Raw genomic sequence first — 19679 nt, 5'->3', positions numbered from 1 at the left:
AACAACGCGCGCTAGCGCGCCACCGTGCCGAAGAGGTCGATCGCCGAGCGGACCGCCCTCAGCGACGGGTTCAGGGCGCTGACCGAGCCCAGGGCGCCCGCCACCAGGAGCAGGGAGCGGCGGAGGCGGTGCAGTTCGGGGGTGCCGGTGCGGGCCATGGCGTCCAGCGCGGCCAGCTCGTCGTCCGCGATCGCCCGGTCCGGCAATTCCGCCGGATGGGCGGCCAGGTCACGCCTGAGCCGGGCCACGGCCAGGCGCAGCTCCGCCACCCTCGGGTCTTCCTCGGTGCACGCCATTGCGGCGCCCTCCACGTCGGACAACACGGCCCTTCTCCCCCTCGCGCGCGGCTGCACGAGCCCGCCCTCCCTCTCCCCTGCCCCTCCGGACGTCGAATCGGACACAAGGGGCTGCGGATCAGTTAACGCCACCGTGTGCGCAGTGCGCCATACGGAGAGCGAAAATCAGACCGGCTGGGATGAACCGTCCACACGGCGCCCCGGTGCGGTAAGCAGGGGCCATGGATCGCACCACTGATGACAATGCGCAGGTCGCCGGGTTGCTGCTGGCGGCGGGCGGGGGACGGCGGCTGGGCGGGCGGGCCAAGGCGCTGCTGGAGTACCGGGGCAGGCCGCTGGTGGAGCACGCGGCGCGCGCGCTGCTGGAGGGTGGCTGCGCACCGGTGCACATCGTGCTGGGCGCCGCCGCCGGGGCGGTGCGGGAGCGGGCCGAGCTGCCGGGGTGCGTCCTGGTCGACAACCCCGACTGGGCGGACGGCATGGGCACCTCGCTCCGGGCCGGGCTGGCCTCGCTGAGCGGCACGGGGGCGCGTGCGGTACTGGTCACCCTGGTGGACCAGCCCGGGATCGGGGCACCGGCGGTGGCCCGCGTACGGGCCGCCTGCCGCGACGCGGGGAGCCTGGTGACGGCGGCGTACGGCGCCGAGCGGGGGCATCCGGTGCTGTTCGGCGCGGACCGCTGGGCGGATGTCGCGGCGAGTGCGGAGGGGGATCGTGGGGCACGCGCGTACCTGAGGGAACATCAGGCCGAGATCATCCGGGTCGACTGCGCGGACATCGCCCGCGTGGACGACATCGACACCCCGGAGGATCTGGCGCTGCTGCGGTGAGCCGCGGACAGTGGAGCCCAACCGTGGACCCCATGCAGCGAGTCTCACACCGACAGCCGATTGAACTTCCACGATGAGGAAATTAATATCCAGAATCGCTATCGACTGAGGAGTGAACGCCCATGTCCGCACCAGCGCCATCCCCGCTGGCCATCGTCGACGCCGAGCCACTGGAGCGTCAGGGAGAGGTGCTGACCGATGCGGCCCTGGCCTTCCTGGCCGAGCTGCATCACCGCTTCACCCCTCGCCGCGACGAGCTGCTCGCGCGGCGCGCCGAGCGACGGGCCGAGATCGCCCGTACGAGCACGCTGGACTTCCTTCCGGAGACCGCGCACATCCGCGAGGACCCGGACTGGCGCGTGGCCGAGGCCCCGCCCGCCCTCCAGGACCGCCGGGTGGAGATCACCGGTCCCACCGACCGCAAGATGACGATCAACGCGCTCAACTCGGGCGCCAAGGTCTGGCTCGCCGACTTCGAGGACGCCTCCGCGCCCACCTGGGCGAATGTGATCGGCGGCCAGCTGAATCTGACCGACGCGTATGAGCGCCGGATCGACTTCGCCACCCCCGAGGGCAAGAGCTACGCGCTGCGCCCCGCCGAGGAGCTGGCCACCGTCGTCGCCCGGCCTCGCGGCTGGCACCTGGACGAGCGCCATCTGCGGGACGCGGAGGGCCGGGCGGTGCCCGGCGGTCTTGTCGACTTCGGCCTGTACTTCTTCCACAACGCGCGCCGCCTGCTCGACCAGGGCAAGGGCCCGTACTTCTATCTGCCGAAGACCGAGTCGCACCTGGAGGCCCGGCTCTGGAACGACGTCTTCGTCTTCGCACAGGACTACGTGGGCGTTCCGCAAGGGAGCATCCGCGCCACCGTGCTCATCGAGACGATCACGGCCGCGTACGAGATGGACGAGATCCTGTACGAGTTGCGCGACCACGCCTCCGGGCTCAACGCGGGCCGCTGGGACTACCTCTTCTCCATCGTCAAGAACTTCCGTGACGCGGGCCCCGGCTTCGTCCTGCCCGACCGCAACGCGGTGACGATGACCGCGCCCTTCATGCGCGCCTACACCGAGCTGCTGGTCCGCACCTGCCACAAGCGGGGTGCCCACGCGATCGGCGGAATGGCCGCGTTCATCCCCTCGCGCCGGGACGCCGAGGTCAACGCGGTCGCGTTCGACAAGGTGCGGGCCGACAAGGACCGTGAGGCGAACGACGGCTTCGACGGCTCGTGGGTCGCCCACCCCGATCTCGTTCCGGTGGCCCGTGAGTCGTTCGACGCGGTCCTCGGCGACCGTCCGCACCAGAAGGACCGGCTGCGCGAGGACGTCCGGGTCACGGCGGCCGAGCTGATCGACGTCGCCTCGCTGGACGCCAAGCCCACCTTCGAGGGCCTGCGCAACGCCGTCCAGGTCGGCACCCGCTACATCGAGGCGTGGCTGCGCGGACTGGGCGCCGTCGCCATCTTCAACCTGATGGAGGACGCCGCCACCGCGGAGATCTCCCGCTCCCAGATCTGGCAGTGGATCAACGCCGGAGTGGTCTTCGAGAACGGCGAGAAGGCCACCGCCGACCTGGTGCGCACCGTCGCCGCCGAGGAGCTGGCCGCGATCCGCGAGGAGGTCGGCCCGGAGGCGTTCGCGGCGGGCCGCTGGCAGCAGGCGCACGATCTGCTGCTGAAGGTCGCGCTGGACGAGGACTACGCGGAGTTCCTGACGCTGCCCGCGTACGAGCTGCTGGGCTGAGCGCGGCACAGTGGATGAGGGGCCCCGGGACGACCCGGGGCCCCTCGTCGTGGGGTCGCCGTGTTGGCGTTACGACGTGTGGAGCTGGGTGCGCGGCACGATCTGCTGCGGCTGGTCGGGGCTGGACCACAGCAGCTTCATATGCGCCTCGCCGGTCTGCTCGGTGTACTCGATCTTGATGGCGTGGCGCTGCCCGGCCCGCAGGTCGACGGTCGCCTTGTCGACCTGCGCCGTGTGCGGCGTGGTGTCGTCGATGAGGAGTTTGCCGTCGATCCACACCCGTACCGTGTCGTCGGGGACGGTGGTGAGCGTGTACGTCTGGCTGTGGCGCGGCACCAGGGAGCCGGTCCAGCGGACGCTGAAGCGGTCGGCCGGGACCCGGGCGTCCGGTGAACCGGCGTTCCGCCAGGCGTGGTTGACGGTGCGGTCGGTCCGGGTGATGACGGGCGGCCCGGTGAAGGTGTCGTTCGCGAACACCTCCTGCCGCAGCCCCGTGCCCCGGCCCGGGGGCACGGACGCCCCGGACGGCTCGACGGTCAGCTTGATGACCGACGCGACGTCGTTGACCGGTCCGCCGGAGGGGTTAAGGTCGAAGCCGTCCCCGGCCGCCGTGACCGCGACCTTCTGATCGCTGCCCAGCACCCGCGCCCCGGTCACCTGAAACGGCGCCCGCGCGGTGAGGTGGAGGGGCTGTCCGGCGGCGGGCCAGGAGGTCACGGACGCGTAGAGCGTGTTCCCGGACCGGCTGACCGCGCCCCATCCGGGCTCGGCCACCAGCCCGGCGCTCCCCGCGCCGTACACGGCCCGGCCCTGCCCGGACGTCCCCAGCCAGGAGCCGATCTCGCGCAGTCGGTCGACGGACGGCTGGGGTATCCGGCCGAGCTTGTCGGGGCCGACGTTGAGCAGGTAGTTGCCGCCGCGGCCGGCGATGTCGAGGAGGTTGCGGGCGAGGGTCCGGGGCGACTTCCAGTTCTCGTCGTACTTCGCGAATCCCCAGTGGCCGTTGAGGGTCATGCAGGATTCCCAGAGCTGGCCGTCGACCTGGGCGTCCGGGATCTCCTGCTCGGGGGTGCCGTAGTCGCCGTCCACGACGCGGCGCTTGCCGACCCGGTTGTTGATGACCAGGTCCGGGTCGAGACCGCGCAGATACGCTTCGAGCTGCTCGCCGTCCTTCGGGGACCAGGTGTTGGTGGGGTCGTCCGCGTCCCATTCGCCGTCGAACCACAGCAGCGCCGGGTCATAGCCGTCGATCAGCTCTTTGAGCTGCGCGTACATCCGCTTCCGGTACTGCGGGAAGGTGGCCGGGTCCGCGAAGTCGGGGTCGTGCCAGTCCCAGATGGAGTAGTAGAAGCCGAGCTTGATCCCGGCCCGGTCGGCGGCGGTCTTCAGCTCGGCGAGGATGTCGCGCTTCTTGTCGAACGAGGAGTGGTCGCGCAGGTTCCAGGTGTTCTGCTGCGTCGGCCACATCGCGTATCCGTCGTGGTGCTTGGACGTGATGACGATGTAGCGCTGACCGGCGTCCTTGGCCGCCTTGACGACGACCTTCGCGTCGAAGGACGACGGGTTGAAGCCCTGCGCCATGTCCTCGTAGTCGCTCATGGGGATCTGGCAGTTGCGCTTGATCCACTCCGCGTCCCGGCACACGGTGCCGTCCGGCCGGGTGTACTCGCCTTCCAGTTGGGAGTACGCGCCGAAGTGGATGAACATCCCGAACCGGTCCTGCCGCCACCAACTGGTGCGGGCGGAGGTGAACGGGTCGTCGGCCGCGTAGTCGGTGCCGGGACCGGGTTCGGCCGCCCGGTCGGCCTCCGGTGCGGCGGCGGACGGCGCGGCGGCGGCGGACGGTCCGGTGAGGGTCAGCGCCAGGAACAGGCCGAGCAGCAGGCTCAGCCCTCGGGACAGGCCGGACAGGGATAACGCCCGTGGGGACACACGCATGGCGGCTCCTGTGCTCATGGGTGGTCGGACAGGAGGGCTGGCCAGCCGCGTACCGGAACCTAGAACCGCAAAGGTGGGATGTCAACGGGAGATAAAGAGCCATGGCCGCCACATAGCCATCAGGGAGACCCGACCCCTCCGATGTATCACCCCTCCGCGGCGATACGGGCCAGCCGCCGCGCCTCGTCCCGCGCGTCGCGCGCGATGGCGTCCTCGTCGGCGGTGAGCAGCCGCCCCGCCTCCACCACCGGCTCGCCGTTCACCAGCGACAGGGTCACCGGCGCCGCCGGGCCCAGCACCAGCGCCGCGACCGGGTCGGCGATCGTCGAGTGGCCGATGCCGTCCAGCTTCCACAGCACCAGGTCGGCCAGCTTGCCCGGCTCCAGCGACCCGATCTCGCCCTCGCGGCCCAGCACCCGGGCGCCGCCGTGGGTGCCGAGCCGCAGCGCCTGGCGGACCGTCAGCGCCTTCTCGCGGTGGTCGCCGAGCCGGTTGATCAGCAGCGCGTTGCGCAGCTCGGTGTGCAGCTCGCCGGACTCGTTCGAGGCGGTGCCGTCCACCCCGAGCCCCACCGGCACGCCCGCGGCGAGCAGATCCGGCACCCGGGCGATCCCGGCGGCGAGCCGGGCGTTGGACGACGGGCAGTGGGCGACGCCGGTGCCGGTGCGGGCGAAGGCGGCGATGTCGGCGTCGTTCATGTGGACGCAGTGGGCCATCCACACGTCCTCGCCGAGCCAGCCGGTGTCAGCGAAGTAGTCGGTCGGCCCCATCCCGAACCGCTCGTGGCAGAACTTCTCCTCCTCGACCGTCTCCGAGCCGTGCGTGTGCAGCCGCACGCCCTTGCGGCGGGCCAACTCGGCGCTCTCCCGCAGCAGTTCGGTGGTGACGGAGAAGGGTGAGCAGGGCGCGACCGCGATCCGCAGCATTGCGTCCGGCGAGGGGTCGTGGTGGGTGTCGATGGCCTCCTCGGTCGCGGCCAGGGCGCCCTCGGTGGTCTCGACGGCGAAGTCCGGCGGCAGCCCGCCATCCGAGCTGCCGAGGTCCATGGAGCCGCGCGCGGCGGTGAACCGCACGCCCAGCTCGCGCGCCGCGCGGATCTCGGCGCCCAGCAGATCGCCCGCGCCGCGCGGGAAGACGTAGTGGTGGTCCATGGCGGTGGTGACGCCGCCGCGCACCATCATCGCGAGCGAGCCGCGGGCGGCGGCGTACACCATCGGCTCGTCGATCCGGGCCCAGGTGGGGTAGAGCGCCACCAGCCAGTCGAAGAGGTTGTGGTCCTGGGCGAGGCCGCGGGTGAGCCACTGGTAGAAGTGGTGATGGGTGTTGACCAGGCCCGGGGTGACCAGATGGCCGGTGCCGTCGACCCGGCGCGCCACCCCGTCCAGGCCCCGCGGCGCGGGGCCCGGGCCCACCGACTCGATGCGGTTGCCCGCGACGACGACATGGCCCGAGGCGTGCTCGGTGTCCTGCGCGTCCACGGTCGCGATGGCGCAGTTCTCGATGACGATGCGGTGCACGGGGCGTGGCCCTTCGGGTCGGGGGTCAGTCGGTGGGAATCCTGGACTCGGCGCCGTCCCGCAGGACGGTGGCCTCGATGAGCCCGTACGGCCGGTCGGCGGCGAAGTAGACCTCGTTGTCGTTGGTGAGGCCGAAGGGCGCGAGGTCGACCAGGAAGTGGTGCTTGTTGGGCAGCGAGAGCCGTATCTCGTCTATCCCGGGGCGCCGCTCTATGACGCGCGTGCCCATCGCGTACAGCGTCTGCTGGAGCGAGAGCGAGTACGTCTCGGCGAACGCGGCCAGCAGATCGGCGCGTGTCCCGTCGTACGCGGCGTCCCAGTCCGGCTCCGGCTGCGCGGCGTCGCTCCAGGCGTGGCGCCAGCGGGCGTGCACATCGGTGGCGAGGATGCGGTCGCGCGCCTCCGGCAGGGTCGTGTACGGGTCCTTGACGTATCCGTGGAACTCGGAGTCGGTGGAGTTCATGACCGTGAGGTCCCGCAGGCCGGAGAGCACCTCCCAGTCCCGGCCGTCGTAGCGGACCTGGGCGGTACGGGTCTCCTGCCCGGCGCGGACGAAGGAGTGCCGGGCCTCGGCTCCGGTCTCGATCCGCTCCCAGGCGTACTCCTCGATCCGGACGCGGGCGGTGCGGATCGTCTCCTGGCTGCCGACGAAGTGGCGGGCCAGCTCGATGCCGAAGTGTTCGGCGGTGGCGATGCCGCGCTCCTTGGCGAAGGCGTACACCGTGTTCTTCATGGTGTCGGTCGGCAGGACGCCGGTGTTGTCGCCGTGGCGGTGGACGTCCGCCATGTCGCCGGAGAGCGCGACGGAGACGTTCAGGTCCTTGATGTGGTGGACGTCGCCGTCGCGCACCATCCGGACCACGCGGGTCTCCGCCTTGCCGTACTGGTTCTGGCCGAGCATGGGCATCGGGCTCAACTCCCTCGGTATACGGAGTAGCCGAACGGGGTGAGCAGCAGCGGCACGTGGTAGTGCTCGCCGGGCTCGACGGCGAACACGACCGTCACCTCCGGGAAGAAGGGCCCGCGCGACTCGGTCTCGAAACGCAGCCGTACGTGGGTGGTGCCCTCGGGCAGGGCGGGCAGATCCTTGCAGCGCCCGTCCGGGTCGGTGCGGGAGGCGGCGTGCGCCGCCCAGTCGGCACCGCCCGCGGGGCGCACCGACAGCTCGACGGGGACGCCGGGGGCCGGGCGGCCCAGGCTGGTGTCCAGGATATGCGTGGACACGGAGGTGGCGGTCGCCATCACCGCTCTCCTTCCGCCGCTTCCGCGGTGTCTGCCGCTTCCGCAGTGTCTGACGCTTCCGCGGTCACGAGGTGGGTCAGCCGGATGCGGTTGATCTTTCCCAGTTCGGTGCGGACGATCTCGCGTTCGGTGCCGGTGTCGTTGCCGATCCGGCGGCGGAGGGCGACGAGCATCTCCTCGCCGGTGCGGCCGGTGGCGCAGATCAGGAAGACGTGGCCGTGGCGCTCCTGGTACGCGAGATTCAGCTCCAGCAGCTCCGCGCGCAGCTCGTCGCCCACCCCGCTCTGCTCGCGCGCCGAGGTGGCGTCGCCCGGCGTCGGGCGGCCGATGGGCGGATGCCCGGCCATGGCCTCGGCGAGATCGGCACCGGTCAGCCCGGCCATGGCCGCGTCGGACGCGTCGAGCAGGGCGTCCACGTGGCGGTAAGGCCGCCCGTCGGCCACCGCCGCGCCCCAGGCCCGGCTGGTGCACACCGCGTGCAGCAGCGCGGCCACGTCCGGCCGGTCCGCCGCGTTGAACCGGGCCAGGCCCGGTGGAGCGCTGGTAGTCACACCCGAAAGCTAAGAGCTTCCCCGGGATGCGTCAACACTTTGTTGAAGAGAAGGCCGGAAACGTGGGTTCCGGGCACCGCCCGGGCACGCCAGGATGGGCCCATGACCGCTGACCTCGCCGCACGGCTGCCGGACCGGTTCTGGTCCGTGCCCTACGTCGGCGCGCGCTTCCCCGGCTCCCCGGCGGTCGCCGAGCGCCCGGACCTCGCCGAGGGCGCCAACTGCCAGCTGTTCGCGTACGCGGTACTCCGCCACCACGGCCTGGAACCGCCCGCCCTGCGCTCCGGCGAGCTGTGGGCCGACAGCGCGACGACGACCCGCGTCACGGCGCCCCGCCCCCTGGACCTGCTGCTCTTCAACGCCACCGACGACGCGTACGGCGCCCACGTGGGCGTCTGGGCCGGGCCGGACCAGGTCCTCCACCTGTGCGCCGAGGCCGGGCTCCCCGCCGTATGGCCCCTGAGCGCCTTCGCCGCCCGGCCCCGCTACCGCACCCTGATCGGCGTCAAGCGGGTCACGGCTCGGAGCGCTCGGGCTCCGAGCGCTCGGCGCCCTTCTCCCGGTTGAGGTAGTTGTAGACGGTGAAGCGGCTCACGCCGAGAGCGCTCGCGACCGTTTCGACGCCGTGGCGCACCGTGAAGGCGCCGCGCTGTTCGAGGGCGCGGACGATTCCCTGCTTCGTCTTGCGGTCCAGGGCCGACAGCGGGACACCGTGGCGGCGCTGGAGGTCGGCGAGGATGTGGTCGAGGGACGCCGAGAGGTGGGGCAGGCGCACGGCCACGACCGCGCGGCCCTCCCAGGACAGCACCACGTCGTCGTCCCGGGCCCGGTCCGGGGCGATCATCTCGCCGCCCATCGCGTCGACCAGCGGCCGGACCGCCGAGACGAAGGGGTGGTCCGCGGGGCCGGTCACGCGTCGGGCTCCGCGACGACGTTGACCTGGAGCGACACCCGGGTGGCGCCCGCCTCCAGGGACTTGCGCAACAGGTCGTCCACGGCGGCCAGCACGGCGTCCGCGCGGCCCTCCGCGGTGTTGCCGAACGGGCCGACGTCGACGGTGTCCAGCGGTGCGGCCTGAACCGCCTCGCGGGCGACCACGGCATGCGGCGGCACCTCGTCGAGGTCGAACGGCTCGGTGGTGAACTCAACCCTCAATCTCACGCGGCCAACCTACTGCGCCCGGCCGCGCCTCCGGCAGCCCTCGAGCGTGTCCCCCGCGCTCACCCGACGCGGGCTCCGGCCGCCATCCGCCAGGCGTCCAGCCGGGCCTCACACGGGCGTCCCACTGGAGGTGGGCAGAACGCCCAAGTCCCTCCCGTCACTCCCCCGCTTCGTGGAGCATGGCCCAGTTACCGCAGACATCCGCTACGGAGCGTCAGATGACAGAGAGCGTGCCGGTGCGCTGCCCCGCGTGCCGCCGCGAGCAGTCGTTCACTCCGCCCACCTTCCCGTGCTCGTGCGGCGCGCCGCTCACCCTCCCGGTGCTGCGCGACGGCACGCCGGAGGAGATCGGGCACCGCACGTGGCAGGACATATGGGTGACGGTGGACTGCCCGTCCTGCGGGCGTCAGGGCCACTGGCCGCAGCCGGAGTTCGGCTGCGGATGCGGGGCGGTCGTCCGGGTGCCGGTCGTCCCGGTCGCGCCGGGGCCGGTGCAGCCGGTGCCGCAGGCCCCGTCCCCGGGCGGTACGCAGGCCCCGGGGGGTACGCAGGCCCCGGGCGGTACGCAGGACGGCGAGCCCGGGGCGCGCCCGGCGTTCCGGCCGGTGACGATCCGTACCGCGCGGGACGCGGTCACCGCCGCCGCCCAGTATCTGCGGTGGCTCGGCTTCGGGTGTCTGCGGCGGCCGGACGACCCGGAGGCGTCCGGGGTGGACCTGTACGGGAAGGGCGTCGTCGCCCAGGTCGATCCGACCACCCGCCCCACCGGGCTGCGCGAGGTCGAGTGCCTGTGGCTGAACGGGCTCAACGAGTCGGCGCTGAGCGTCTTCTTCTCGCTGGCGGGCTACGCCAGGGAGGCGCGGGCCCGCGCGGACGCGCTGCACATTCCGCTCTTCATCATGGACCTGACCGGCACCCCACAGCCCGTCAACGATCCCGCGGACGCGCTGATCCGCTGTGGCCCGCCCCGCGGATGAGCCCCGCGGATGAGCCTCATTCATTGTCACCCGAACGAGGGCCGTTTCGCCTCCTCTTCGCGGACGATCTTCGCCGTTCTCCGGCGCTCTACCGTGGTCCCCGATCCCGTCCACGACCTCTTGGAGCGCTCAACCATGCCCACTGATCTCACCGTCGACCACGCCGACGTCACCCTGGCCGTCCGCGACCACGGCGGCAGCGGTGTCCCGCTGCTGCTGATCCACGGCGCCGGCCGCACCCTCGCCGACTGGTCGGGGATCGCGGAGGAGCTGGTCGCCGATCACCGGGTCCTCTCGATGGACCTGCGGGCGCACGGCCGCTCGGAGCGCGGGACGGAACGCTGGACGAGCGCGGCCGTGCTCGGCGACATCGAGGCCGTCCTGAACGCGTGCGGCGTCCCGGAGGCGGTGCTCGTCGGCCACTCGCTCGGCGGCATGCTGGCCGCGCTGTACGCAGATGCCCACCCGCACACCCCCGGCGCGATCAACCTCGACGGCTTCGGGCTGGGGCGGCCCGAGCACTACGCCGGGCTCGACCCGCAGACCGTGGCCGAGGGCCTGGACCGGGCCCGGCAGTTCGCCCGGGCCGCCTCGGGCCAGGCGTTCCCGCCCGAGGGGCTGGAGACCGTACGCGCCCAGCAGGCCGCCATGGCCGACCAGCTGGGCTTCGCGCCCGAGCTGCTGGAGGAGGGCATACAGCGGTCGCTCGGCGAGACCGGCGACGGGCAGCTGTATCTGCGGCCCGAGCGGGAGCGGGGGGTGGAGATGCTGGACGCGCTGGAGGAGCTGGACATGTTCGCCGTCTACCGCCGGCTGACCCGCCCGCTGCTGCTCGTCCGCGGCACGCGGCTCGCGGACCAGGGCCCGGAGCTGGCGTGGTTCGGCGAGCTGATGGCCGCGCACCTGAAGGGGCTGGAAACACATCTGGCGGCGCTCGCCGCCGACCGCCCGCACATCGCGGTGCACACGCTGGACGCGTCGCACGCGATGCTGCTGGAGCGCCCGCGTGCGCTGGCGGAGCTGGTGCGCTCCTTCACCTCCGGCCTGGACTTGCGCTCATGACCGGGGGGCGCTTCGGTTGAGGCACCGCCCCCACCGTTCACGACCGGCCGGAGGCCGCATTCGATGGCTGTTCCGTGGTACCCGAGGATCGCGGCGTGGCTCGTGACCGTCGCGACCGTCCTGACCCTGCTGACGGTCGCCGGCTGCGGCGGTGGTGGGCTGCCGCAGCCGTCGGAGACGAGCCGGTCCGCGACCACGCCGAGCGTGCCCGATCCGGGGACGGGGGACAGCGTGGAGGGGGACATCAACGCGGCGGTGTCCATCACCAACACCTACTGGTCCACCCACTGGAACGAGTTCTTCACCGGCACCTATCGCCCGCCGCGGGTCCTGGGCGCGTACGACGGCGCCACCGGCACCGCGCCCGCCTGCGGCGGCACCCCGCTCCCCAACGACAACGCCGTCTACTGCCCGGGCAGCGACTACGTGGCGTGGGACATGGACCTGATGCGGGCGGGCCACCAGCGGGGCGACGCCTGGGTCTACCTGGTGATCGCCCATGAGTGGGGGCACGCCATCCAGAACCGGCTGGACGCGGGCCTGGTCGATCTGGCCCGCGAACTCCAGGCCGACTGCCTGGCCGGTGCCGTCCTCTTCGGCGCGGCCCGCGACAACACGCTGACCTTCGAGGACGGCGATACGGACGAGCTGGCCGACGCGCTGTCGGCGCTCGCCGACGAGACGCCGTGGACGGACACCTCCGACCACGGCAACGCCTCGCAGCGGGTGTCGGCGTTCAGCCGGGGCGCCGAGTCCGGGGTGAAGGGCTGCCTCCCGAACGCGGTGCAATAGAACGCGTTATCGCGTGGGCTGGGGTCTCCGGTCCGGGTCGGTACGGGACTCCGGCACCCCCGCCAGCTCGCGGGCGCCCGCCTCCCTCAGCTCGACCTTGCGGACCTTGCCGCTGACCGTCATCGGGAAGGCGTCCATGACGCGCAGATGGCGCGGCACCTTGAAGGCGGCCAGCCGACCGCGGCAGAAGCGGGCCAGCTCGTCACGGGTGAGCGCGGTGGCGCCCTCGCGCAGGATCACGCAGGCCAGGATCTCCTCGCCGTACTTCTCGTCCGGTACGCCCACCACCTGCACATCGGCGATCTTGGGGTGGGTGTGCAGGAACTCCTCGATCTCCCGCGGGTACACGTTCTCCCCGCCCCGGATGATCATGTCCTTGATCCGGCCGACGATCTGGACGTAGCCGTCCTCGTCCATCACCGCCAGGTCCCCGGTGTGCATCCAGCCCGCCGGGTCGATCGCCTCGGCCGTCAGCTCCGGTTCCTCCCAGTAGCCGAGCATCACCGAGTAGCCGCGGGTGCACAGCTCGCCCCGGGTGCCGCGGGGAACGGTCAGGCCGGTGGCCGGGTCCATGACCTTGACCTCGACGTACGGCAGCACCCGGCCGACCGTGCCGGTGCGGCGCGCGAGGTCGTCGTCGCGCCGGGTCTGGGTGGAGACCGGGGAGGTCTCGGTCATGCCGTAGCAGATGGACACCTCGGCCATGTGCATCTCGGCGACCACCCGCCGCATCACCTCCACCGGACAGGGCGATCCGGCCATGATCCCGGTGCGCAGGGAGGAGAGGTCGAAGGTGGCGAAGTCGGGCAGGGCCACCTCGGCGATGAACATGGTGGGGACGCCGTACAGCGAGGTGCAGCGCTCCCGTTCGACGGCGGAGAGGGTGGCTGCCGGGTCGAAGGCGGGGGCCGGGATGACGACGCAGGCGCCGTGGGTGGTGGCGCCCAGGTTGCCCATCACCATGCCGAAGCAGTGGTAGAAGGGCACCGGCAGACAGATCCGGTCGCGCTCGGTGTAGCCGACCGTCTCCCCCACGAAGTAGCCGTTGTTGAGGATGTTGTGGTGGGAGAGGGTCGCGCCCTTGGGGAAGCCGGTGGTGCCCGAGGTGTACTGGATGTTGACCGGGTCGTCGCAGGACAGCCGGGCCTCGCGCTCGGCCAGCTTCCCCTTCGGCACCCCTTCGCCCGCGCGCACCAGGCCGTCCCAGGTGCGGTCGCCGATGTAGACGACGTCGCGCAGGGCGGGGCATTCGGCGCGCACCTGCTCGACCATGCGGCGGTAGTCGCTGTCCTTGTGCTCGGTGGACGAGACGAGGACCGACACCCCGGCCTGCCGCAGCACGTACCGCAGCTCATGGACGCGGTAGGCGGGGTTGACGTTGACCATGATCGCGCCGATGCGTGCGGTGGCGTACTGCACCAGCACCCATTCGGGGCAGTTGACCGCCCAGATGCCGACCCGGTCGCCCTTGCCGACCCCCTTGGCCATCAGCCCGAGCGCGACCTCCTCGACCGACCGGCCGAACTCGGCGTACGTCCAGCGGCGGCCGGAGGGGACGTCGACCAGCGCCTCGCGGTCGCCGTAAGCCGCGATGGCCCGGGCGAGGTTGGCGCCGATGGTGTCGCCGAGCAGCGGCAGGCCCCCGGTGCCGCTCGCGTACGACAGGGCGGCGGGGGCCGGGGGCGGTGCCTCGGAGATCGGGTCGGTCATGGTGTCTCCTTGCGGTCACATGCCGTGTTGGTCACATGAAGGGGAGCTGCTGTTCATGAGGTTCCCTCATGAAACTCGACGCCATCTCCACTCGCCGTGCGTTCCCGTAGTTCGATCCGGCGAATCTTGCCCGACACCGTCTTGGGCAGCTCCGCGAACTCCAGCCGCCGCACCCGCTTGTACGGCGCCAGCACCGCCCTGGAGTGCGCGAACAGCACCTTCGCCGTTTCGGGCCCCGGCTCCCAGCCCTCGGCCAGCACGATGTACGCCTTCGGCACGGCCAGCCGCAGCGGATCGGGCGCGGGGACGACGGCGGCCTCGGCGACCGCCTCGTGCTCCAGCAGGGCGCTCTCCAGCTCGAAGGGCGAAATCTTGTAGTCGGACGCCTTGAATACGTCGTCCGCGCGCCCGATGTAGGTGATGTAGCCGTCCGCGTCGCGCGATCCGATGTCGCCGGTGCGGTAGTAACCGCCCGCGGTGGCCTCGGCGGTGCGCTCCTCGTCGCCCTCGTACCCCGTCATCAGGCCGACCGGGCGGCCGTGCCGTCCGGTCAGGTCGAGGCTGATCTCGCCCTCGTCGCCGGGTTCGCCGGTGACCGGGTCCAGGAGGACGACGCTGAAGCCGGGCGTCGGGCGGCCCATCGAGCCGGTCTTGAGCGGCTGACCGGGGGTGTTGGCGACCTGGACGGCGGTCTCGGTCTGGCCGAAGCCGTCCCGGATCGTCACGCCCCAGTCGCGCCGGACGTGCTCGATGACCTCCGGGTTCAGCGGCTCACCGGCGGCGACGGCCTCCCGCGGGGGGCGTCGCAGCTGCGTCAGATCGGCCTGGATGAGCATGCGCCACACGGTGGGCGGGGCGCAGAAGGTGGTGACGCCGCAGCGGTCCATCTCGGCCATGAGCCGGGTGGCGTCGAAGCGGGTGTAGTTGTGGATGAAGACGGTCGCCTCGGCGTTCCAGGGGGCGAAGAGGTTGGACCAGGCGTGCTTGGCCCAGCCCGGGGAGGAGATGTTGAGGTGGACGTCTCCGGGCCTGACCCCGACCCAGTACATCGTCGACAGATGGCCGATGGGGTACGAGATGTGGGTGTGCTGGACGAGCTTGGGCTGAGCGGTGGTGCCGGAGGTGAAGTAGAGCATGAGGGGGTCGGAGGCGAGGGTCGGCCCGTCCGGTACGAAGCGGTCCGCCGCGGCCGTCGCCTCGTCCGGCGCCCCGTCCGGCACGGCGTCCGTCTTGGCGTCCTCGTACGCCAGCCAGCCGTCCGGCGCGCCGTCGTATCCGCTGTCTCCGCCGACCGCGATCCGGGTGTAGCCGCCCGCCACCTCCGCGAACTTGCCGGTGTCCTCCGCCCGCACGATCACGTGCTTCGCCCGGCCGCGGCCGATGCGGTCCGCCAGGTCCAGCGGGCCGAGCAGCGGGGTGGCGGGGATGACGACGGCGCGCAGCTTCATCGCCGCCAGCGCGGTCTCCCACAGCTCCTTCTGGTTGCCGAGCATGACCACGATCCGGTCCCCCGGCCGCACGCCCCGCGCGCGCAGCCAGTTCGCGGCCCGGTCGGAGCGGCGGCGCATCGCGTCGAAGCTCAGCCGGGTCTCCCGGCCGTCCTCCTCCACGATGTGCAGGGCGGTGCGTCCGTTCCCCTCCGCGATCCGGTCGAACCAGTCCAGGGCCCAGTTGAAGCGCTCCGGGCGGGGCCAGCTGAACCCTTCGTACGCCGCCGCGTAATCCTCGCGGCGGTCGAGAAGGAAGTCCCGTGCCACGCGGAATTCGTGAGACGGACTCATTGCTGTCACTTCGTCCTCCTGATTTGACGTGCCGCTCGCTAGCATCGTGCGACGGGTGATCTGTGTCTCACCACCCCCGGACGGGGGTGACGGCGTTTCGGGGAGGCGACCGTGGCGGAATCGGAGCGTGCCGTAGACATACGGACAGCACTGCTGCGGATGCGCCGACGCGGCGGGCTGCCCGTCGCCTTCGGCGGACTGTTCTCCGGCGCACAGCAGTTCCGCATCTCCGAACTCACCGGAACCACCACGAACTCCTTGCGCGGGCTCGCCATCGCGGCGGGCAACGGGCTCGGCGGCAAGGTCCTGACCCTGTCCCGGCCGATATCCGTGATCGACTACCCCGTCTCCCGCGCGATCAGCCATGAATACGACGGCGCGGTCGGCGCCGAGGGGCTGCGCTCGATGATGGCCGTCCCGGTGGTCGTCCGGGGCCGGGTGCGCGGCGTCCTGTACGGCGCGCTGCGGCAGCCGCTGATCCTCGGCGACCGCGCGCTGAGCACGGCGGTGGAGGCCGCCCGCGAGCTGGAACGGGCCCTCGCCGCACAGGACGAGGCACAGCGGCTGATGACGGTCGCGGAGCAGCCGGCGCCGGAGCCCGAGCCCGACCCGGCGATCTGGGAGGAGGTCCGCGCGGCCCATGTCGACCTCCGGGCCCTGGCCCACCGGGTGGCCGACCCGCAGCTGCGGGAGGAGATCCTGAGCGCCTGCGGCCGCCTGGCCCGCGCCTCGTCGGGCGGTGACTCCGCGTCCCGCGGACGCGTGCGACTGTCCCCGCGCGAGGTGGACGTCCTGGCCTGCGTCGCCTCGGGCGCGACGAACTCGGCGGCGGCCGACCGGCTGGGGCTGCGGCCGGAGACGGTGAAGAGCTACCTGCGGTCGTGCATGCGCAAGTTGGGGGCGCGCACCCGCCTGCACGCGGTGGTCGAGGCCCGGCGCGCGGGCCTGCTGCCGTAGGAATGTCATGGTGCGGTGACTGCTGCCGCTGCGGCTATGAGAGCACCGCGGCGAGGGCCGGGGCGTACAGCTCGGTGACCTCGTCCGGCGTCAGGGCGGTCACGCCCGGGGCGCGCAGCAGATAGCGGGTGAGGGCGAGGCCGAGCAGCTGGGCGGAGACCAGCCCGGCGCGGCGCGGGTCGACGGCCTCGCCGAGGGCGGGCGCGACCTGCTCGGCGAAGATCTCGCGCATCCGCTCGGCGGCCCGCTCGTGGGTGACGGCGGAGCGCAGCAGGAGGAGCAGGGCGTCGTCGGCGGGGTCGCCCTCCCAGCGGTCGAGGAAGTGGCGTACGAGGACGCGCGGGAGGTCGTCGCGGGCCACGGCGGCGAGGTCGGGCAGCCGCAGGTCGATGGTGAGGGCCGCGTCGAAGAGGTTCTCCTTGCTGCCGAAGTAGCGCATGACCATCGAGGCGTCGATGGCCGCGTCGGCGGCGACGGCGCGGATGGTGGTGCGCTCGTAGCCGTGCCGGGCGAAGTGCGCGCGGGCGGCGCGGAGGATGGCGGCGCGGGTGCGGTCGGAGCTGCGGGCGCCCGTCAGGCCGCCCGCCGGGCCGTCTGTCGGGCCGTCCGCCGGGTCCGGGACGGGTTCGCTTCCGGAGGGGAGGCGCCGCCCGGGATCGTTCATGCCAACAATCGTAGGCAAACAGTCGTTGGCGCGCCAGGCGCGGGTACCCGCGCTCATCGACGGCACGACGACAGCGCGGGCGGGCCGCCCGCCCCGGCCGCGGCCTGGGCATATCGGGGGATATCCTGCACTGAGGCCAGTGGTCCGCGCGCCCGCGCCGAGGGGACCGCGACAAGGAGGTGAGGTCTACGCGATGACCAGCGAACCTCCCAGTCGCATGCCGCGAGCCGCCACCCCGGCCCGGCCGCGCTGAGCGCAGCGCGCCCGGCGCCCCGGGGCGGTGCCCGGATGCCCCGCCCAGCGCCGGCCACCCGGCGCCAGCTACCCGTAAAGGACCCCTCATGTCCGAGCGCCGATCCCACACCCCGCGCCCGCTGAAGAAGTACCCCTGGCTGCGGCCCACGGCGGCACGCGGGGCGGGCCACGGCCCGCGCGCCGGGGCCGGGGCGGGTCAGCCGCCCGCCGGGACCGCGCCCGCCGCGGTCGACGGCACCGCGGTCGCCGACGAGCAGAGCGTGGTGGACGCGGCCGTCTACCGCGACGGCCGCCGGGTCGGCACGCCCGACGGCCTGGCCGCCACCTTCCGGCGGCTGCGCGAGGAGCCGGGCGCGATGGCGTGGATCGGGCTGTACCGGCCGACCGAGGCGGAGCTGCTGTCGGTCGCCGAGGAATTCGATCTGCACAAGCTGGCCATCGAGGACGCGATGGAGGCGCATCAGCGGCCCAAGCTGGAGCGCTACGGCGAGACGCTCTTCGTGGTGCTGCGCGCGGCCCGCTACCTCGACGCGGTCGAGGAGGTGGACTTCGGCGAGCTGCACGTCTTCGTCGGCCCCGACTTCGTCATCACCGTCCGGCACGGCGCCGCCCCGGACCTGTCCGCGGTGCGCGCCCGGATGGAGTCCACCCCGGAGCTGCTGGCCCTCGGCCCGGAGGCCGTGCTGTACGCCATCCTGGACGCGGTGGTGGACGGCTACGCCCCGGTCGTGTCGGGTGTGCAGAACGACATCGACGAGATCGAGACCGAGGTCTTCCGCGGCGACCCCGCCGTATCGCGCCGCATCTACGAACTCTCCCGCGAAATGGTCGAGTTCCAGCGCGCCACCCGCCCGCTGGTGGGGATGCTGCGCGGGCTGATGGCCGGTTTCGACAAGTACGGCACCGACGAGGAGCTCCAGCGCTACCTGCGGGACGTCGCCGACCACGTCACCCACACCAGCGAGCGCGTGGACGGCTTCCGCTCGGCCCTCACCGACATCCTCGCGGTCAACGCCACCCTGGTCACCCAGCAGCAGAACGCCGAGATGAGGGCGCTGGCCGAGGCGGGCTTCGAGCAGAACGAGGAGGTCAAGAAGATCTCCGCATGGGCGGCCATCCTCTTCGCCCCGACCCTGGTCGGCACCATCTACGGCATGAACTTCACGCACATGCCGGAGCTGCACTGGGCGCTGGGCTATCCCTTCGCCCTGCTGCTGATGGCGGTGGTGTGCGTCAGCCTGTACGTCATCTTCAAGCGGCGCGACTGGCTCTGAGTCCCGCCGGAACGTTGTCTTCCACGCACGAAGCCCGGCCCGCCGGGACTCACCTCGGCCACACGCGACCGCGATAGTCCCGGTCCGCCCCTCCTGCGCTGCCATGTTCGAAGGCCCCTTCGGAGGTGGCTGTGACGCCAGAAGCGACGACATTCCGAACATCCCAAGCACCCCCCAACCTCTCCGGCATCCACCGCATCCCCGGCTTCCCGCATCGCCGATCTCGCCCCGCGCAACACCCGCTCCCACGTCTGCCGCGTCCTGCGCCCGCTGCGCGGCAAGCGCACCGCGATGTCGGAGCGCAGGCACGGCAACATCCCGCTCTGACCGGTCGGCCCCGACTACGAGGCGTTCCAGCTCACCGAGGTGCCCGCGCTGCTCGCGCGCGACTGGCGGGCCTCCGGCGTCCGGGCCGTCGCCGGGGTGTCCACGGGCGGCTACGGCGCGATGGCGCACGCGGCCCGCCACCCGGGCCTGTTCGGCGCCGCGGCCTCGTACAGCGGCACCCTCGACACCATGGCGCCCGGCATGCCCGCCCTGATGGACGCCATCGTGGCCCGCGAGAAGCTGCCGCCCCGCTCCCTGTGGGGCAGCCCGGTCCTGAACGTGCTCACCTGGCGCGACTTCAACCCACGGGCCCGCGCCGAGGGGCTGCGCGGCACACCGCTGTACGTGTCCAGCGGCAGCGGGGTGGTCGGCGGCATCGGCGACTGGCTCCCCGAGGCGCTGGAGAGCGTGCTGTGGCCCTCCGCCCACTCCTTCACCGACTGGCTCGCGCTGCTGCGCATCCCGGTCACGACCCACTACTACGCGGGAGGAGGACACAGCTGGACCTACTGGAAGCGGGAGTTCACCGCGTCGTGGCCGATGCTCGCCGGTGCGCTGGGAGTGCCGGAGTGAGGACGCTGCCGTCGGGGCACGGAACGGAGC

At 72.3% G+C, this 19679-nt stretch carries 19 protein-coding genes and 1 pseudogene; 9 read left to right on the top strand and 11 right to left on the bottom strand.

The window, feature by feature from the left end:
- Window positions 1–11 precede the first annotated feature (11 nt).
- Window positions 12–296 carry a DUF5955 family protein gene (locus HYQ63_RS32575; RefSeq protein ID WP_179940722.1) on the bottom strand — a complete coding sequence of 95 codons (285 nt, stop codon included), beginning with the start codon at window positions 294–296 and terminating at the stop codon, window positions 12–14.
- Window positions 297–517: 221 nt separating this feature from the next.
- Here HYQ63_RS32575 and HYQ63_RS32570 point away from each other — a divergent pair, with 221 nt between their 5' ends.
- On the top strand, window positions 518–1126 hold the full coding sequence (locus HYQ63_RS32570) for an NTP transferase domain-containing protein (RefSeq protein WP_179937369.1): 609 nt from the start codon (window positions 518–520) through the stop codon (window positions 1124–1126).
- A gap of 122 nt (window positions 1127–1248) precedes the next feature.
- A complete protein-coding gene (gene aceB, locus HYQ63_RS32565; protein ID WP_179937368.1) occupies window positions 1249–2868 on the top strand; it encodes a malate synthase A in 1620 nt (539 codons plus the stop codon).
- Between the two features lie 69 nt (window positions 2869–2937).
- On the opposite strand, the gene HYQ63_RS32560 is transcribed toward aceB, so the two are convergent.
- The 5 genes from HYQ63_RS32560 to uraD all read right to left on the bottom strand — a co-directional run bounded on the left by HYQ63_RS32560 (window position 2938) and on the right by uraD (window position 8116).
- Window positions 2938–4806: an alpha-L-fucosidase gene (locus HYQ63_RS32560; protein ID WP_179937367.1), complete on the bottom strand. Its 1869-nt coding sequence runs from the start codon at window positions 4804–4806 to the stop codon at window positions 2938–2940.
- A 146-nt stretch (window positions 4807–4952) separates the two neighbouring features.
- Window positions 4953–6323, bottom strand: a complete 1371-nt coding sequence (locus tag HYQ63_RS32555; RefSeq protein WP_179937366.1) for an 8-oxoguanine deaminase — start codon at window positions 6321–6323, stop codon at window positions 4953–4955.
- Between the two features lie 25 nt (window positions 6324–6348).
- On the bottom strand, window positions 6349–7230 hold the full coding sequence (pucL, locus tag HYQ63_RS32550) for a factor-independent urate hydroxylase (RefSeq protein ID WP_179937365.1): 882 nt from the start codon (window positions 7228–7230) through the stop codon (window positions 6349–6351).
- Between the two features lie 5 nt (window positions 7231–7235).
- Window positions 7236–7565: a hydroxyisourate hydrolase gene (gene uraH / locus HYQ63_RS32545; protein ID WP_179937364.1), complete on the bottom strand. Its 330-nt coding sequence runs from the start codon at window positions 7563–7565 to the stop codon at window positions 7236–7238.
- Window positions 7565–8116, bottom strand: a complete 552-nt coding sequence (gene uraD / locus HYQ63_RS32540; RefSeq protein ID WP_179937363.1) for a 2-oxo-4-hydroxy-4-carboxy-5-ureidoimidazoline decarboxylase — start codon at window positions 8114–8116, stop codon at window positions 7565–7567. The genes uraH and uraD overlap by 1 nt, the downstream gene beginning before the upstream one ends.
- A 102-nt stretch (window positions 8117–8218) precedes the next feature.
- Here uraD and HYQ63_RS32535 point away from each other — a divergent pair, with 102 nt between their 5' ends.
- Window positions 8219–8683, top strand: a complete 465-nt coding sequence (locus tag HYQ63_RS32535; protein WP_179937362.1) for a hydrolase — start codon at window positions 8219–8221, stop codon at window positions 8681–8683.
- On the opposite strand, the gene HYQ63_RS32530 is transcribed toward HYQ63_RS32535, so the two are convergent.
- Together HYQ63_RS32530 and HYQ63_RS32525 are read right to left on the bottom strand one after the other, a co-directional pair.
- Entirely contained in the window at window positions 8631–9029 is a 399-nt protein-coding gene (locus HYQ63_RS32530) for a helix-turn-helix domain-containing protein (protein WP_179937361.1), read from the bottom strand. The two genes, HYQ63_RS32535 and HYQ63_RS32530, sit on opposite strands and share 53 nt — an antisense overlap.
- Window positions 9026–9277 carry a hypothetical protein gene (locus HYQ63_RS32525; protein ID WP_009714285.1) on the bottom strand — a complete coding sequence of 84 codons (252 nt, stop codon included), beginning with the start codon at window positions 9275–9277 and terminating at the stop codon, window positions 9026–9028. The genes HYQ63_RS32530 and HYQ63_RS32525 overlap by 4 nt, the downstream gene beginning before the upstream one ends.
- Window positions 9278–9495: 218 nt before the next feature.
- Here HYQ63_RS32525 and HYQ63_RS32520 point away from each other — a divergent pair, with 218 nt between their 5' ends.
- From HYQ63_RS32520 to HYQ63_RS32510, 3 genes are all read left to right on the top strand, one after another.
- The gene (locus HYQ63_RS32520; protein ID WP_179937360.1) at window positions 9496–10254 is read left to right on the top strand and encodes a hypothetical protein; all 759 of its coding nucleotides are present in this window, start codon (window positions 9496–9498) and stop codon (window positions 10252–10254) included.
- Between the two features lie 135 nt (window positions 10255–10389).
- Window positions 10390–11316 (top strand): alpha/beta fold hydrolase, encoded by a 927-nt coding sequence (locus HYQ63_RS32515; RefSeq protein ID WP_179937359.1) that lies wholly within the window; start codon window positions 10390–10392, stop codon window positions 11314–11316.
- 102 nt (window positions 11317–11418) lie between these two features.
- Window positions 11419–12108: a neutral zinc metallopeptidase gene (locus HYQ63_RS32510; RefSeq protein ID WP_257232288.1), complete on the top strand. Its 690-nt coding sequence runs from the start codon at window positions 11419–11421 to the stop codon at window positions 12106–12108.
- Window positions 12109–12114: 6 nt separating this feature from the next.
- On the opposite strand, the gene HYQ63_RS32505 is transcribed toward HYQ63_RS32510, so the two are convergent.
- Both HYQ63_RS32505 and HYQ63_RS32500 read right to left on the bottom strand, forming a co-directional pair.
- Window positions 12115–13818, bottom strand: a complete 1704-nt coding sequence (locus HYQ63_RS32505) for an AMP-binding protein (protein WP_179937357.1) — start codon at window positions 13816–13818, stop codon at window positions 12115–12117.
- 53 nt (window positions 13819–13871) lie between these two features.
- Window positions 13872–15599: an AMP-binding protein gene (locus HYQ63_RS32500; protein WP_179937356.1), complete on the bottom strand. Its 1728-nt coding sequence runs from the start codon at window positions 15597–15599 to the stop codon at window positions 13872–13874.
- Between the two features lie 111 nt (window positions 15600–15710).
- Here HYQ63_RS32500 and HYQ63_RS32495 point away from each other — a divergent pair, with 111 nt between their 5' ends.
- On the top strand, window positions 15711–16556 hold the full coding sequence (locus tag HYQ63_RS32495; protein WP_257232287.1) for a LuxR family transcriptional regulator: 846 nt from the start codon (window positions 15711–15713) through the stop codon (window positions 16554–16556).
- A gap of 34 nt (window positions 16557–16590) precedes the next feature.
- On the opposite strand, the gene HYQ63_RS32490 is transcribed toward HYQ63_RS32495, so the two are convergent.
- Window positions 16591–17220, bottom strand: a complete 630-nt coding sequence (locus HYQ63_RS32490; protein ID WP_179937355.1) for a TetR family transcriptional regulator — start codon at window positions 17218–17220, stop codon at window positions 16591–16593.
- A gap of 341 nt (window positions 17221–17561) precedes the next feature.
- Here HYQ63_RS32490 and HYQ63_RS32485 point away from each other — a divergent pair, with 341 nt between their 5' ends.
- The gene (locus HYQ63_RS32485; RefSeq protein WP_179937354.1) at window positions 17562–18749 is read left to right on the top strand and encodes a magnesium and cobalt transport protein CorA; all 1188 of its coding nucleotides are present in this window, start codon (window positions 17562–17564) and stop codon (window positions 18747–18749) included.
- 333 nt (window positions 18750–19082) lie between these two features.
- Window positions 19083–19649: pseudogene (locus tag HYQ63_RS32480) on the top strand (alpha/beta hydrolase); the annotation flags it as partial.
- Window positions 19650–19679: the final 30 nt, after the last annotated feature.

This window comes from Streptomyces sp. Rer75, assembly GCF_013414305.1.
Taxonomy (GTDB): Bacteria; Actinomycetota; Actinomycetes; order Streptomycetales; family Streptomycetaceae; genus Streptomyces; species Streptomyces himastatinicus.
This window is presented reverse-complemented; position numbering and strand designations above follow the sequence as displayed.